The sequence below is a fragment of the Microbacterium sp. zg-B185 genome (assembly GCF_030246885.1).
In the GTDB taxonomy this organism is placed as follows: Bacteria; Actinomycetota; Actinomycetes; order Actinomycetales; family Microbacteriaceae; genus Microbacterium.
In genome coordinates, this window is sequence record NZ_CP126739.1 from 199,767 (window position 1) to 213,425 (window position 13,659).

Genomic DNA, 13,659 nt, shown 5'->3' on the forward strand with positions numbered 1-13,659 from the left:
CCGGCCGTGACCGGATTCCCTGGCGAAGTCCAGTCGCATGCAGGACACTCGGGTCATGATCGCCTCGCACCGTCTGCTCGCCCTGCCCGTTGCCGTGCTGCTGACCGGCCTCGCCCTCGCCGGATGCGCTGCTCCGGTCGCCGGCGCCCCGTCCTCCAGCCCAGCTGCGGGGGGAGGAGAGGAGCAGGAGATCGACGCCGCCTGGCTGGACGACGGGCGGATGATCGGCCTGGTCACCCAGGGCAGCTCTGGCTGCGTCCCCACCGCGGAGGATGCGACGCTCGACGGCTCGGTGCTGACTGTGACCCTTGTCGGGCCGGATGCCGACACCGCCTGCACCGCGGACTACGGCCCTCGTGTGTCGTTGGTCGTGCTGCCTGCGGGTGTGGACCCCACCCAGGATCTGGAGATCCGGGTCACCGGCGACGGGTGGCGCGGCGACACCGATCTGGACGGTGTCCCGGGCCTCACCGCCGGCGGTCCGACCGACTACGCGCCCAGCGCCGGGTGGACCGATGCGGACGGCCAGTTCGTGATCCTCACGTGGGGATCCTCGACCTGCGCGCCGATGGTCGAGACGGTCACCCTCTCCGGCCCGTCCGAGGTCACCGTCCTGTTCGCCACGCCGCCGACGGATCAGGTGTGCACGATGGACCTGGCCCCGCGTGCGGTGCTCGCCGTCGCCGAGGGTCTGGCCGATGACGCCGAGACCTTCGCGGTGCTGACCGGCGCGGAGTTCGACAACGTGCGGATCCCCATCGTCGGCGAGCACTGACCTCGGTGTGATCGGATGCCGCGGCCTCGGCATCCGATCACGGTTCGCGCTGCTCGGGGTCGGTCGCAGGGCGCCATCACGGTTCGCGCAGGACGAGGAGCTCGCCGACCTGGCACTCCAGGACGCGGCAGATCGCAGCGAGTGTGGAGTAGCGGATCGCCCGAGCGCGGTCGTTCTTGAGCACCGAGAGGTTGACGACCGAGACGCCGACCAGCTCGGACAGTCGGGTCAGCGTCATCCCCTTGTCCTCGAGCAGTTCGTCCAGTCGGCAGTGGATGCCGCTCGGTCCGTCCTCGTCGGACTCCGCGGGAGTCACACGAGTCCTTCACTGTCGCGCTGCATCCGGATGCCGCGGCGGAACGCGAGCGAGATGAGTCCCAGCGCCATCGCGGCGATCCAGATCGGGATGAACGGCGCTGCCACCGCCCACGAAGGCGGGACGTATCCGGACAGGCCCGCGGCGGCCAGCACCCCGTTCCGGCCGAACGTCTCGAGCATGTAGACCGCGAGCGCCCCGCCGAGCATGGTCCACGCCGCGGCGTCGAGCAGTCGGGGATTGCCCCTGTCGAAGAATCGCCCGTGCAGGAACCGCACCGTCAGCGTCGCGAACACGGCGATCACGGCCAACCAGGCCAGTGCTCCCACGACGATCGAAAGCCCCAGTGACACTGTCGAGACGGAGTTGACTCCTCGGGCGACGATGTCTCCCGCGGTCACGTGCACGCTCGTGACCTGCTCGCCTTCTGCCGGGGAGAAGTCCACTGGGACGCCCGGGAAGGGCACCCCCGCCACCAGGCCGGCCGGGGTGAACGTCTCCAGCCACCGGATCACCGTCGTCACGACCACCACGACGGCCAGCGCCACCGCGGCGATCAGCGGAGCCATGAGGTCCGCCCGCTCCCTGCGGGTGATCGCCTCGTTCATCAGATCAGTCCTTCCGTGTCGCGCTGCAGGCGCTGCCCTCGGCCGAACACGAAGGACAGGGCGAGCACGGCGACCCCGGCCAGGAGGACGCCGGGCTCGAACGAGAAGGCCACCAGGAAGACATCGCCCGCGATCGGGTTGAGCTCGGAGGCGGCCATCATGCGTCCGAGCCCGCCCAGCCCGCCGGAGAGCAGGCTGCCCAGAAGCAGCGCACTCCCTGCGATCTGCGTCGCGACGACCAAGGAGCGGTGGAAGGGGCGCTTCCACAGCAGCAGGAGGAAGAAGTAGGCCACCGCTCCGGCGGTGATGGCGGCGGTGAGTGCGCCGAAGCCCACTCCGGCCGCGACCAGCCCCCGGGTGGAGTCGCTCAGGCCGGTCGCGATGACCCAGGCGGACTCGAACGTCGCCGACTCGATGCCCGCACCCCCGGCGGATCCGACATGGGGGACCTCCGCGTCGGTGAGCAGACCCACCGGGGTGCGGCCTCCGGCCATGTGGGCGATCTGACGGAGGGGAGGCAGCAGCAGGAGCAGGCCGATGACCGCGGCCGCAGCCACGAACAGAGCGAGTGTGCCCCGCTCCATGGTCTTGGAAATGCTTTCGGGCGTGGTCATCCGAGGAGTTCCCTTTCGCGTGACGACGTGTGTATATCGATAATCGTTGTTATCGAAAGACGATATGCATATCGGATGCCGGTGTCAACCCGTGCCGATATCCGATCGCCCCGCCCGGTAGCCGGGCGCTATGCCCATGGCGAACACCGGCATAACGGCATCCCCCCGTCGTTACCCTCGATGTAAGGCGCTCGGTGCGCCCGTTGGCCCAGTGCCGGAGGAATGGATGATGTTCGAGAGATTCACGGACCGTGCCCGTCGTGTTGTTGTGCTCGCCCAAGAAGAGGCGAAGATGCTCAACCACAACTACATCGGCACCGAGCACATCCTGCTCGGTCTGATCCATGAGGGTGAAGGTGTCGCCGCCAAGGCGCTCGAGTCGTTGGGCATCTCGCTCGACGCCGTGCGCGAGCAGGTGCAGGACATCATCGGCCAGGGTCAGCAGCAGCCGACCGGCCACATCCCGTTCACGCCGCGGGCCAAGAAGGTGCTCGAGCTGTCCCTGCGCGAAGCACTGCAACTCGGTCACAACTACATCGGCACCGAGCACATCCTGCTCGGTCTGATCCGCGAAGGCGAGGGCGTCGCAGCCCAGGTGCTGGTCAAGCTCGGCGCCGACCTGAACAAGGTGCGCCAGCAGGTCATCCAGCTGCTCTCGGGCTACCAGGGCAAGGAACCCGCCGCCGTCAGCGGCGCCGCGCACGACAACACCCAAGCCGCTCAGGGAGGTTCTGCGGTGCTCGACCAGTTCGGTCGCAACCTGACGCAGGCTGCGCGCGAGAACAAGCTCGATCCGGTGATCGGGCGCGAAAAGGAGATCGAGCGGGTCATGCAGATCCTGTCTCGTCGCTCCAAGAACAACCCGGTGCTGATCGGAGAGCCCGGCGTCGGCAAGACCGCCGTCGTCGAAGGTCTCGCACAGGCGATCGTGAAGAACGACGTCCCCGAGACGCTCAAGGACAAGCAGGTCTACTCGCTCGACCTCGGCTCCCTCATCGCGGGTTCCCGCTACCGCGGTGACTTCGAGGAGCGCCTGAAGAAGGTCACCAAGGAGATCCGCACGCGCGGCGACATCATCGTCTTCATCGACGAGATCCACACACTCGTGGGCGCCGGTGCCGCCGAGGGTGCCATCGACGCGGCATCCATCCTCAAGCCGCTCCTGGCCCGCGGAGAGCTGCAGACGATCGGCGCGACCACGCTCGATGAGTACCGCAAGCACTTCGAGAAGGATGCCGCACTGGAGCGCCGCTTCCAGCCGATCCAGGTCGCCGAGCCGAGCCTTCCCCACGCGATCAACATCCTCAAGGGCCTGCGCGACCGCTACGAGGCGCACCACAAGGTCCAGATCACCGACGGCGCGATCGTCGCCGCCGCGAATCTGGCCGACCGGTACGTCAGCGACCGCTTCCTGCCGGACAAGGCCATCGACCTGATCGACGAGGCCGGCGCCCGCCTGCGCCTGTCGATCCTCTCGTCGCCGCCCGAGCTGCGTGAATTCGACGACAAGATCGCGAAGGTGCGCGAGCAGAAGGAACAGGCCTCGGAGGACCAGGACTTCGAGAAGGCCGCATCGCTGCGCGACGAGGAGAAGTCGCTGCTGGCCGAGCGGCTGCGCCTGGAGAAGCAGTGGAAGAGCGGGGATGTGGCAACCCACGCCGTGGTCGACGAGGGTCTGATCGCGGAGGTCCTCGCGCAGGCCACCGGCATCCCGGTCTTCAAGCTCACCGAGGAGGAGTCCAGCCGTCTGGTCTTCATGGAGAAGGCCCTGCACCAGCGGGTCATCGGCCAGGAAGAGGCGATCTCGGCGCTTGCCAAGACCATCCGCCGTCAGCGCGCCGGCCTGAAGGACCCGAAGCGTCCCTCCGGCTCGTTCATCTTCGCCGGTCCCACCGGCGTCGGAAAGACCGAGCTGGCCAAGGCGCTCGCGGAGTTCCTGTTCGACGACGAGGCTGCGCTGATCTCCCTGGACATGTCGGAGTTCGGTGAGAAGCACACGGTCTCGCGGCTGTTCGGTGCCCCTCCCGGTTTCGTCGGGTTCGAGGAGGGCGGACAGCTGACCGAGAAGGTGCGCCGCAAGCCGTTCTCGGTGGTGCTGTTCGACGAGATCGAGAAGGCCCACCCGGACATCTTCAACTCTCTCCTGCAGATCCTGGAGGAGGGCCGTCTGACCGACGGTCAGGGTCGCGTCGTCGACTTCAAGAACACCGTCATCATCATGACCACCAACCTGGGTGCACGCGACATCGCGGGCGGCCCGGTCGGGTTCCAGGTCGAGGGTGACACGGCCACGTCCTACGACCGGATGAAGGGCAAGGTGCAGGAAGAGCTCAAGCGGCACTTCAAGCCCGAGTTCCTCAACCGCGTCGATGACATCATCGTGTTCCCGCAGCTGAGCAAGCCGGAACTGATCCAGATCGTGGACCTGTTCACCAAGCGCCTCGGCGATCGCCTGTTGGATCGGGACATGACGATCGAGCTGTCCCAGGCCGCCAAGGAGAAGCTCATCGAGATCGGGTTCGACCCGGCACTGGGCGCGCGCCCCCTGCGTCGTGCCATGCAGCGCGAGGTCGAGGACCGTCTGTCCGAGCGCATCCTGCACGGTGAGCTGAACTCCGGCGACCACGTCACGGTCGATGCCGTGAACGACGAGTTCGTCTTCGAGAACGGCCCGCGCGGCGACAAGGTCGCGGTCGGCATCACCACCGGCGGCGAGATCAGCTCGACACCCGACCTCGCGGTCGCGTCCGGCGAGTAGGACCGTCCCGGCCACGCCGGGGAACGAAGAGCGGATGCTGCGGCATCCGCTCTTCGTCGTCCAGCGCCGAGCCCTCTGCGGTTCACTTGTCGTGGATGTACGGGCGAGGGCGGTTTTGGCGTACACACAGGGCAAGTGAACGCAGGGGGGCGGGTGCTCGGCAGAAGCCCGCGGGCGCACCGTACGCTGGGACCGTGAGCCAATACACGATCCGGGCGGCCCGGTCCGCGGATATCCGCGGCATCCGTGACCTGCTCGAGCCGTACGTGCACCGGCGGATCCTGCTCGGCAAAGACCTCGTGGTGCTCTACGAGGCCGTGCAGCAGTTCGTGGTCGCCGAGGACGACGCCGGGCAGCTGATCGGCTGCGGCGCCCTCCACGTCATCTGGGAGGACCTCGGCGAGGTCCGCACCCTGATCGTCGCGGACGAGTGGCTGCACCACGGGGTGGGCGGCGAGATCGTCTCGGCCCTGGAGGCGAATGCCCGCGCCCTGGGTCTGTCCCGCCTGTTCTGCCTGACCTTCGAGGTCGAGTTCTTCACCCGCCGGGGCTTCACCCCGATCGGCGAGCAGATCGTCGACCCGGACGTGTACTCGCAGCTGGTCCGCAGCCCCGATGAGGGGGTCGCGGAGTTCCTCGACCTCGCGCACGTCAAGCCCAACACGCTCGGAAACACCCGGATGCTCAAGCACCTCTGACCCGGGAAGCGACGCCCGATCAGGCGCCGGTGAACAGGGGCGGCCGCTTCTGCTGGAACGCGGCGAACCCCTCCCGGTAATCGTCGGTCTCGCCCAGCGCCGCCTGGGCGGCGTTCTCCAGCTCGACCGAGTCCCACAGCGCGAGGCGGTCGTCGCGGATCCGCGAGACCAGGCGTTTGCTGGCCAGGAACGCCGCGGTGGCGCCGGCTGCGGCACGGGATGCCGCGTCCTGCGTCGCGGCGAGCACCTCCTCGGCGGGCAGGACGCGGGAGAACAAGCCGGACTGCACCGCCTCGGTGCCGCTCATCAGCCGCCCGGTGTAGATCAGGTCGAGGGTCTTGTGGGCGCCGAGACGCTCGTAGAAGAGCGCGTGCCCGCCCGAATCCAGCGTCGCTCCGAGCGCGGCGAACGGCGAGCCGATCTTGGCGCTGTCGGCGACGTAGACCACATCCGTCGCGATCAGCAGCCCCAGACCGACGCCCAGGCACGCCCCCTGTGCGGCCGCGAAGGTCGGTGCCGGGAAGGCGGACATGCGCCGCAGCAGCGGGGTCACCAGCCCGCCGAGGTACCCCAGCACATCGTCCTCGCGCGGATCCACTCCGGAGATGTCGCGGCCCGCGCAGAACGCCGGACCCTCGCCGCGCAGCAGCAGGGCGCGCACCCCGGCCGCCTCGGCGGCGTCGTAGGCCGCGCCGATGTCCCTCAGCGCGGCCTCATCGAGTGCGTTGCGCTTGGCCGGGGCGTGCAGCACCACGTGGGCGAGGTCATCGGCGATGGTGAGGTCGATCATGCGGCTCCTAGACGTCGTAGTCCACCACGACGCGATCGCTCGTGGGGTGGGACTGGCAGGTCAGCACATAGCCGCGCTCGAGCTCGTCCGGCTCGAGCGCGAAGTTCTGCGTCATCCGCACCGTGCCGGCTACGAGCCGGGCACGGCACGTGCCGCACACCCCGCCCGCGCAGGCGAACGGCACGTCGCCGCGGACGCGCAGCGCGGCATCCAGGATCGCCTCGTTCGCCGCGACCGGGGAGGCCACGCTCGAGCGCAGCCCGTCCAGGGTGAATTCGACGGTGCGCATCTCGTCGCCCGCGCGCACCTCGACTGGTCGTCCGCGGTCGATCCGGGGGCCGTCGGCATCCGTCGTGAACAGCTCGAACCGGATGCTGTCGGCCGGCACACCGCGACGCTCCAGGGTGTCTCGGCAGAGGGCGACCAGCTCGAACGGGCCGCACAGGAACCACTCCGTCACCATGGCCGGCTCCACCAGGCGGTCCAGGATCGCGTCCAGCTTCGGCGCGTCGATGCGGCCGGACAACAGCGGCGCGGCGCGCTGCTCGCGCGACAGGACGTGATGCAGTGCCAGGCGGGCGGGGTGGCGGTCCTTGAGGTCGGCGAGCTCTTCGAGGAACATCACGTCCTGCGTGGCGCGGTTGGTGTAGATGAGCGTGAAGCGGGCGGTCGGCGACGCGGCCAGCACGGACCCGGCCAGCGACATCATCGGCGTGATCCCCGAACCGGCGGCGATGCCGGCCAGGTGCGCGCCGTCCAGGTCGGGCAGCCCGGAGGTGAAGGTCCCCTCCGGGCTCATCACGTCGATGCGGTCCCCGGCCCTCAGGTTCTCGTGGGCCCACGCCGAGAACAGCCCGCCGAGGTCCCGCTTGATCCCCACGCTGATCGAGCCGGGCGCCGGCGGCCGGCAGATCGAGTAGCTGCGGCGCACCTCACGCCCCTGCAGGTGTGCGCGCAGCGCGACGTACTGACCGGGCAGGTAGTCGTAGTCGCCCTGCAGCTGAGGCGGGACGGCGAAGGTCACCTCGATGCTCTCCGCCGTGAGCGGGCGGACCGCCGCGACCTCGAGTTCGTGGAACCGCGCGCGGCGGCGCGTCTGCGTGCTCACAGCACCTTGAAGGAGTCGAAGGGCTCCAGGCACGCCCGGCACTCGTACAGTGCCTTGCACGAGGTGGAGCCGAAGCGGGCGACCTCGCGGGTGTCCAGGGATCCGCACCGCGGGCACCTCACGGCCAGGCGCAGCCGGATCGGCCCCCGCGAAATCGCGGACCGCCCGGACGGGGGTGCGATGCCGTATTCGGTCAGCTTGCGCTTGCCGGCATCGCTCATCCAGTCCGTCGTCCATGCCGGCGTCAGGGTGGTGCGCACCTCGACGGTGTCGTATCCGGCGGCGGTGAGGGCCAGGACGACGTCGTCGCGCATCGTCTCCAGCGCGGGGCAGCCGCTGTAGGTGGGGGTGATCGTGACGGTGGCGCGGTCGCCGTCGACCTCGACCGCGCGCAGGACCCCCAGATCCTCGATGGTCAGCACGGGAACCTCCGGGTCGGTCACCGTCGCCGCGACCCTCCACGCGTGCGCGCGTGAATGCGGGCGTCGTGCCGTCGCGGGGCGCATCACCAGGTCACCCCCGGATGCTGTCGCGCGAGCACCTGCATCTCGGCGAGCAGATAGCCCAACGTCGAGAAGTGCGTGCCGTGCCGGCCGCCGCCGGCGGAGACGAACCCCTGCGGCAGGTCCAGCTCCGCCTCGGCGAACACGGCCGCGATGACCGCGTCGAAGCCGTCGCGCAGGGTCGAAGGGCGCACCGCGATGCCCTCCAGGCGGTCCAGGAGCGGCTCGTCGCGGAACAGCTCGTCCACGTACGGCCAGACGTCTCCGACGGCGCGGATCATCCGCGTCCGGGACTCCGCGGTGCCGCCGGCCAGACGCAGCAGCCACTGGATGGCGTGATCCCGGTGGTAATCGACCTCCTTGAGCGACTTCTCGGCGATCGCCGCGAGCGTCTCGTCGTGCGAGTGGCGCAGGGCCGAATACAGCTCGAACATGTAGGTCGCGGCCACGAGCTGCCGGGCGGTCGTCTGCGCGAAATCGCCGTTGGGCTGCTCCACGATCCACGCGCAGCGGAACTCGCGCTCGTCGCGGAAGTAGGCCAGGTCGTCCTCGGAGCGCCCGTCCGCCGAGCCCGCATATCGCAGGAGCGAGCGGGCGTGGCCGAGCAGGTCCAGCGCGATGTTGCCGAGCGCGACGTCCTCCTCGAGCTCCGGGGCGCGGGTGATCCACCAGCCCAACTGCTGCGAGAGGATCAGGGCATCGTCGCCGAGCCACAGCGCGTACTCCGCGATCTCCGGTGACGCGATCGCATCCTCGGCCCCGGCGAGCTCGGCGGACAGCTCGACCTGATCGACCGTGACCGAGCCGTGAACCTGAAACGCGTCCTCGTGGCGGCTCACAGGTGCGGCACCCCCGCGGAGGCGGTGTAGTACACCGCGTGACGGTAGTTCTTGCCGGCCGGGCTCTCGAAGAACGCGCCCTTCGCATCCGGATCGCTGGCCGTGATCGCGTCGGCCGGGACGACCCAGATGGAGGTGCCTTCTCCGCGCCGCGTGTACAGGTCGCGGGCGTTGCGGACGGCCATCTCCGCGTCCGGTGCATGCAGCGACCCGGCGTGCACGTGGCTCAGGCCGCGATTGGCGCGGACGAAGACCTCCCACAGCGGCCACTGCTCGGCAGGCGACGCGCCCGGTCCGACGCGTCCGGCGACCGCGGCCGGGGTCTCGGCGCCGGACGCACCGGGGGTCGGCGCGGCACCCATCACGCCACCGCCCCTTCGCCGTGACTCGAGGCTCCGGTCTCGCGCGCAGCGCGCGCTTTGCGCGCGTACTCGGCCGCCGCCTCCCGCACCCATGCGCCGTTCTCGTGGGCCTCACGGCGGGCACGCAGCCGCTCGGCGTTCATCGGTCCGCGTCCGGCGAGCACCTCGAAGAACTCGGTCCAGTCGATCTCGCTGTGCCGGTAGCGCTGCGTCTGCTCGTCCCAGCGCAGGTTCGGATCCGGCAGCCCCAGGCCCAGCGCCTCGGCCTGGGGCACCAGCATCCCGATGAAGCGCTGTCGCAGTTCGTCGTTCGAGAAGCGCTTGATCTTCCAGGCGGTGGACTGTGCGGAATTCGGGGACTGGTCATCGGGCGGGCCGAACATCATCAGACTCGGCCAGTACCAGCGGTTCACGGCATCCTGCGCCATCTCCCGCTGCGCCGGGGAGCCCTGCATGAGGGTGAGCAGGATCTCGAAGCCCTGGCGCTGATGGAAGGACTCCTCCTTGCAGATACGCACCATCGCACGCCCGTAGGGACCGTACGACGCACGGCACAGGGGCACCTGGTTGCAGATCGCGGCGCCGTCGACGAGCCAGCCGATCGCACCCATGTCCGCCCAGGTGGGGGTCGGATAGTTGAAGATCGAGGAGTACTTCGCCGTGCCGGCGATCAGCTGCTCGGTCATCTCCTCCCGCGTGATGCCGAGGGTCTGGGCGGCCGAGTACAGGTACAGGCCGTGACCGGCCTCGTCCTGCACCTTGGCCATCAGGATCGCCTTGCGCTTCAGGCTCGGCGCGCGCGTGATCCAGTTGCCCTCCGGCTGCATCCCGATGATCTCGGAGTGACCGTGCTGGGAGATCTGCCGGATCAGCGTCCGGCGGTACGCGTCGGGCATCCAATCGCGGGGCTCGACGCGCGAGTCCGCGGCGATGATCTCGGAGAAGCGGCGCTCCCCGTCGGAGATCTCCGGTTCGACGGTGGTCACATGCACGGAGGTCATCGTCGACTCCTGCCTTTGCAGAACGGTGGTTTACAGAACGATCGTTTAGTTATTATGGCAGACATGCGGCGACCCACGGAAGCGATGATGGAACGCGATCGCGCCTCGGCTGTGCTGGGCATGGTCGTCGACCACGACGAACCCGGCCGGGCCGTGGTGCACATGGTGATCCGCGACGACATGACCAACGGCTTCCACATCACCCATGGCGGTCTGGTGTTCGCGCTCGCCGACACCGCCTTCGCGATCGCCTGCAACGAGGACGAGCGGATCACGGTCGCGCAGGGCGCGGATGTCACGTTCCTCCGATCCACGACAGCCGGCCAGACCCTCACCGCCACGGCCGTGCGCCGGGTGCGCAGCGGGCGGGCGGGACTCTACGACGTGAGCGTCGTGGACGAGACGGGGGAGGTCGTGGCGGAGGTGCGCGGCCGGTCGCTCACGACGGACCGCACCCTGCCGCCGAGCTGAGGCCACCGTGCGGCGTGTACGCCGCTACCCGGCGGTCAGCTCCTTGGCGACGAGGGTCAGCACGTCGTACTGGGCGACGACCTCGTCCTTCTGGTTGCGGATCACGGCATCCCACCGCACTTCGCCGTACTCGTCGGTCTCGCGCGGGGTGATCTGCTTGGCGGTCAGCTCCACGCGGATCCGATCGCCGGGCGAGACCGGCGTGACGAAACGCAGATTCTCCAGCCCGTAGTTGGCCAGCACCGGTCCCGGTTCCGGGTCGACGAACAGCCCGGCCGCCCAGGAGACCAGCAGGTAGCCGTGCGCCACCCGTCCCGGAAAGAACGGGTTCGCGGCGGCGGCCGCCTCGTCCATGTGCGCATAGAAGGTGTCGCCGGTGAACCGCGCGAAGGTCTCGATGTCCTCGAGCGCGACCTCTCGCGACGCCGAGACGATCTGGTCGCCGATCCGCAACTCGGCGAGGGATTTGCGGAACGGATGCCGGCCCACCGAGTTGGACGCGGCACCGGCGTGCCACACGCCGGTGAGCGCGGTGAGCATCTCGGGGGAGCCCTGCACCGCGGTGCGCTGCATGTGATGCAGGACCGCGCGGATGCCGCCGAGCTCCTCGCCGCCGCCCGCGCGTCCCGGACCGCCGTGCACCAGGGTGGGCAGCGGCGAGCCGTGCCCCGTCGAGGAGCGTGCATCGTCCCGGTCCAGCAGCAGCACGCGCCCGTTGAACGCCGAGATGCGGCTCATCAGCTCCAGCGCGATCTCGGGGTCGTGCGTCGCGATGCTCGTGACCAGCGATCCGCCGCCGCGCGCGACCAGATCGGCCGCCTGCGCGACGGTGTCGTATCCGAGCACCGACGCGACCGGTCCGAATGCCTCGAGCCGGTGCACGGCATCGGCTCCGGCATCCGGGAAGCGCAGCAGCAGCGGCGTCACGAAGGCGCCCTCCGGCGCCTCGCCCACGGTCCCGTCGGCGCGGGTCACCGACGGCGTGCCGGTCGAGCCGATCACGAGCTGACCGCCTGCCGCTTCGAGCCGCTCGACCTGCGACAGCACGTCGTCGCGCTGCGCGGTCGAGGCGAGCGGACCCATCGTCACGCCCTCCGCCCGGGGGTCGCCGAGGACCACGCGCTCGTCGATCCGGGCGCGCACGGCATCGATGACAGCGTCGACGGATGCCGCGGGCACCAGAGCCCGGCGGATGGCGGTGCACTTCTGTCCCGCCTTGGCGGTCATCTCGGTGACGAGCTGGCGGACGTACGCATCGAACTCGGGCGTTCCGGAAACGGCATCGGGCCCCAGCACGGACGCGTTGATCGAGTCGGTCTCGCTGGTGAACCGGACTCCGCCGGTCTGGATGCTGTCATGCGCACGCAGCTTCTCGGCGGTCGTCGCGCTGCCGGTGAAGCCGACGATGTCGCCGAGACGGAGATGCTCGAACAGGTCCGGCACGCTTCCGCTGACCAGCTGCAGCGCACCGTCCGGCAGGAGGCCCGACTCGACCAGGATGCGCACGAACGCCTCGGCGACGTAGCCGGTCGGTGTCGCGGGTTTGACCAGGCTGGGCATGCCCGCCAGGAAGGCCGGTGCGAACTTCTCCAGCGATCCCCACACCGGGAAGTTGAACGCGTTGACCTGGACGGCGACGCCGGGCAGCCGCGTGTAGATGTGCCGGCCGAGGAATGAGCCGTCCGTGGACAGCGGCTCGACGGGGCCGTCGACGAACACCCGGGTGTTCGGCATCTCGCGTCTGGCTTTGCCCGAGTACGAGAACAGCACGCCGATGCCGCCGTCGATGTCCACCCAGGAGTCGGCTCTGGTCGCCCCGGTGCGCGCGGACAGCCCGTACAGCTCCTCCTTGCGTTCGGTCAGGGCGAGGGCGAGTTTCTTGAGCAGCACCGCGCGCTCGTGGAAGGTGAGCGCACCGATGCTCGCCTGGCCCACCGTGCGGGCATACTCCAGCCCGGCGCCGAGGTCGAGACCTGCGGTGCTGACCCGGGCCACGATCTCACCCGTCGAGGCATCGCGCACATCCGTCGCCCCGACCTCGTGCGCGGGGGTCCACCACGCGCCCTCGACGTAACTGGGCAGAATGCCGCTCATCCGCTGTCTCCTCGGGTTGTGGGCCGTCGCGCTCGCCCATACCTTACCGATCGTTCAGGAAAAGCGCTCGGCGGTGTGGGCCGGTGCGACACTGGAGGCGTGTCCGATCTCACCGCCGCAGCGCACCTCGCCCCCGCACGCCGCGGACGACCGGGATACGATCGGCGGCAGATCCTCGAAATCGCCGTGGACGTCTTCATCGCGCAGGGCTATGACGCGACCTCGGTCGCGTCATTGGCGGCTCGGCTGGGACTGTCGAAGTCGGCCCTGTACCACCACTTCGATTCCAAGGAGCATCTGCTGGATGTGGCGCTCGATGAGGCCCTCGACGGGCTGGAGGGCGTGCTGCGCGAACCCGGTGCGCGGGAGGGGGGTGCGGGGGAGCGGCTCGGCCACGTGCTGCGGGGAGCGGTCGGGGTCCTGGTGGACAAGCTGCCCTTCGTCACGCTGCTCCTGCGCGTCCGCGGCAACAGCGACGTGGAACGGCGCGCGCTGGAGCGCCGCCGCGCGTTCGATCACAAGATCACCGGAATGATGCGCGCGGCACAGGAGGAGGGCACCGTGCGCGCCGATGTCGACGCCGCGGTCGCGACCCGCCTGCTGTTCGGCATGGTCAACTCGATCGTCGAATGGTACCGGCCGACCGGTCCAGAGGGCGCCGCCGAACTGGCCGCCGACGTGATGACCGTCGCCCTGGACGGGCTGCGCACCCGCTGACCCGG

15 protein-coding genes are annotated in these 13,659 nt (G+C 69.5%); 5 read left to right on the forward strand and 10 right to left on the reverse strand.

What is annotated here, in order from left to right; all coding sequences use genetic code 11:
* Positions 1–55: 55 nt before the first annotated feature.
* A complete protein-coding gene (locus QNO12_RS00920; protein ID WP_257500793.1) occupies positions 56–775 on the forward strand; it encodes a hypothetical protein in 720 nt (239 codons plus the stop codon).
* Between the two features lie 76 nt (positions 776–851).
* On the opposite strand, the gene QNO12_RS00925 is transcribed toward QNO12_RS00920, so the two are convergent.
* Genes QNO12_RS00925 through QNO12_RS00935 form a run of 3 tightly spaced genes read right to left on the reverse strand, consistent with a single transcriptional unit; the run spans position 852 to position 2,313 of the window.
* Complete coding sequence (locus tag QNO12_RS00925) at positions 852–1,091, reverse strand: helix-turn-helix domain-containing protein (RefSeq protein WP_257500792.1); 240 nt, start codon at positions 1,089–1,091, stop codon at positions 852–854.
* Positions 1,088–1,699 carry a hypothetical protein gene (locus QNO12_RS00930; RefSeq protein ID WP_257500791.1) on the reverse strand — a complete coding sequence of 204 codons (612 nt, stop codon included), beginning with the start codon at positions 1,697–1,699 and terminating at the stop codon, positions 1,088–1,090. Before QNO12_RS00930 ends, QNO12_RS00925 begins: the two co-directional genes overlap by 4 nt.
* Complete coding sequence (locus QNO12_RS00935) at positions 1,699–2,313, reverse strand: hypothetical protein (RefSeq protein WP_257500790.1); 615 nt, start codon at positions 2,311–2,313, stop codon at positions 1,699–1,701. The genes QNO12_RS00930 and QNO12_RS00935 overlap by 1 nt, the downstream gene beginning before the upstream one ends.
* Before the next feature lie 229 nt (positions 2,314–2,542).
* On the opposite strand from QNO12_RS00935, the gene QNO12_RS00940 reads away from it, so the two are divergent.
* On the forward strand, positions 2,543–5,071 hold the full coding sequence (locus QNO12_RS00940; RefSeq protein ID WP_257500789.1) for an ATP-dependent Clp protease ATP-binding subunit: 2,529 nt from the start codon (positions 2,543–2,545) through the stop codon (positions 5,069–5,071).
* A 194-nt stretch (positions 5,072–5,265) separates the two neighbouring features.
* The gene (locus QNO12_RS00945) at positions 5,266–5,769 is read left to right on the forward strand and encodes an amino-acid N-acetyltransferase (RefSeq protein ID WP_257500788.1); all 504 of its coding nucleotides are present in this window, start codon (positions 5,266–5,268) and stop codon (positions 5,767–5,769) included.
* A gap of 19 nt (positions 5,770–5,788) precedes the next feature.
* On the opposite strand, the gene QNO12_RS00950 is transcribed toward QNO12_RS00945, so the two are convergent.
* From QNO12_RS00950 to paaA, 6 genes are read right to left on the reverse strand one after another with little or no spacing between them, the layout of a single operon-like run.
* Complete coding sequence (locus tag QNO12_RS00950; protein WP_257500787.1) at positions 5,789–6,559, reverse strand: enoyl-CoA hydratase/isomerase family protein; 771 nt, start codon at positions 6,557–6,559, stop codon at positions 5,789–5,791.
* 7 nt (positions 6,560–6,566) lie between these two features.
* Entirely contained in the window at positions 6,567–7,667 is a 1,101-nt protein-coding gene (gene paaE, locus QNO12_RS00955; RefSeq protein WP_257500786.1) for a 1,2-phenylacetyl-CoA epoxidase subunit PaaE, read from the reverse strand.
* A complete protein-coding gene (gene paaD / locus QNO12_RS00960; protein WP_257500872.1) occupies positions 7,664–8,173 on the reverse strand; it encodes a 1,2-phenylacetyl-CoA epoxidase subunit PaaD in 510 nt (169 codons plus the stop codon). The genes paaE and paaD overlap by 4 nt, the downstream gene beginning before the upstream one ends.
* Positions 8,173–9,009 (reverse strand): 1,2-phenylacetyl-CoA epoxidase subunit PaaC, encoded by an 837-nt coding sequence (gene paaC / locus QNO12_RS00965; RefSeq protein WP_257500785.1) that lies wholly within the window; start codon positions 9,007–9,009, stop codon positions 8,173–8,175. The genes paaD and paaC overlap by 1 nt, the downstream gene beginning before the upstream one ends.
* Positions 9,006–9,371: a 1,2-phenylacetyl-CoA epoxidase subunit PaaB gene (gene paaB, locus QNO12_RS00970; RefSeq protein ID WP_257500784.1), complete on the reverse strand. Its 366-nt coding sequence runs from the start codon at positions 9,369–9,371 to the stop codon at positions 9,006–9,008. Before paaB ends, paaC begins: the two co-directional genes overlap by 4 nt.
* Positions 9,371–10,372 carry a 1,2-phenylacetyl-CoA epoxidase subunit PaaA gene (gene paaA / locus QNO12_RS00975; protein ID WP_257500783.1) on the reverse strand — a complete coding sequence of 334 codons (1,002 nt, stop codon included), beginning with the start codon at positions 10,370–10,372 and terminating at the stop codon, positions 9,371–9,373. The genes paaB and paaA overlap by 1 nt, the downstream gene beginning before the upstream one ends.
* A gap of 63 nt (positions 10,373–10,435) precedes the next feature.
* On the opposite strand from paaA, the gene paaI reads away from it, so the two are divergent.
* On the forward strand, positions 10,436–10,843 hold the full coding sequence (gene paaI, locus QNO12_RS00980; RefSeq protein ID WP_257500782.1) for a hydroxyphenylacetyl-CoA thioesterase PaaI: 408 nt from the start codon (positions 10,436–10,438) through the stop codon (positions 10,841–10,843).
* Between the two features lie 24 nt (positions 10,844–10,867).
* On the opposite strand, the gene paaZ is transcribed toward paaI, so the two are convergent.
* Positions 10,868–12,937 carry a phenylacetic acid degradation bifunctional protein PaaZ gene (paaZ, locus tag QNO12_RS00985; protein ID WP_257500781.1) on the reverse strand — a complete coding sequence of 690 codons (2,070 nt, stop codon included), beginning with the start codon at positions 12,935–12,937 and terminating at the stop codon, positions 10,868–10,870.
* A 99-nt stretch (positions 12,938–13,036) separates the two neighbouring features.
* On the opposite strand from paaZ, the gene QNO12_RS00990 reads away from it, so the two are divergent.
* Positions 13,037–13,654, forward strand: coding sequence for a TetR/AcrR family transcriptional regulator (locus QNO12_RS00990; RefSeq protein ID WP_257500780.1), 618 nt, complete (start codon positions 13,037–13,039; stop codon positions 13,652–13,654).
* The last annotated feature ends 5 nt before the right edge of the window (positions 13,655–13,659 follow it).

Excerpts from the sequence above, each read along its gene's own strand:
- QNO12_RS00920 (WP_257500793.1), top strand. The coding sequence starts at position 56 with ATGATCGCCTCGCACCGTCTGCTCGCCCTGCCCGTTGCCGTGCTGCTG.
- QNO12_RS00930 (WP_257500791.1), bottom strand. The coding sequence starts at position 1,699 with ATGAACGAGGCGATCACCCGCAGGGAGCGGGCGGACCTCATGGCTCCG.
- QNO12_RS00935 (WP_257500790.1), bottom strand. The coding sequence starts at position 2,313 with ATGACCACGCCCGAAAGCATTTCCAAGACCATGGAGCGGGGCACACTC.
- QNO12_RS00940 (WP_257500789.1), top strand. The coding sequence starts at position 2,543 with ATGTTCGAGAGATTCACGGACCGTGCCCGTCGTGTTGTTGTGCTCGCC.
- QNO12_RS00950 (WP_257500787.1), bottom strand. The coding sequence starts at position 6,559 with ATGATCGACCTCACCATCGCCGATGACCTCGCCCACGTGGTGCTGCAC.
- paaD (WP_257500872.1), bottom strand. The coding sequence starts at position 8,173 with ATGCGCCCCGCGACGGCACGACGCCCGCATTCACGCGCGCACGCGTGG.
- paaB (WP_257500784.1), bottom strand. The coding sequence starts at position 9,371 with ATGGGTGCCGCGCCGACCCCCGGTGCGTCCGGCGCCGAGACCCCGGCC.
- paaA (WP_257500783.1), bottom strand. The coding sequence starts at position 10,372 with ATGACCTCCGTGCATGTGACCACCGTCGAACCGGAGATCTCCGACGGG.
- paaI (WP_257500782.1), top strand. The coding sequence starts at position 10,436 with ATGCGGCGACCCACGGAAGCGATGATGGAACGCGATCGCGCCTCGGCT.
- paaZ (WP_257500781.1), bottom strand. The coding sequence starts at position 12,937 with ATGAGCGGCATTCTGCCCAGTTACGTCGAGGGCGCGTGGTGGACCCCC.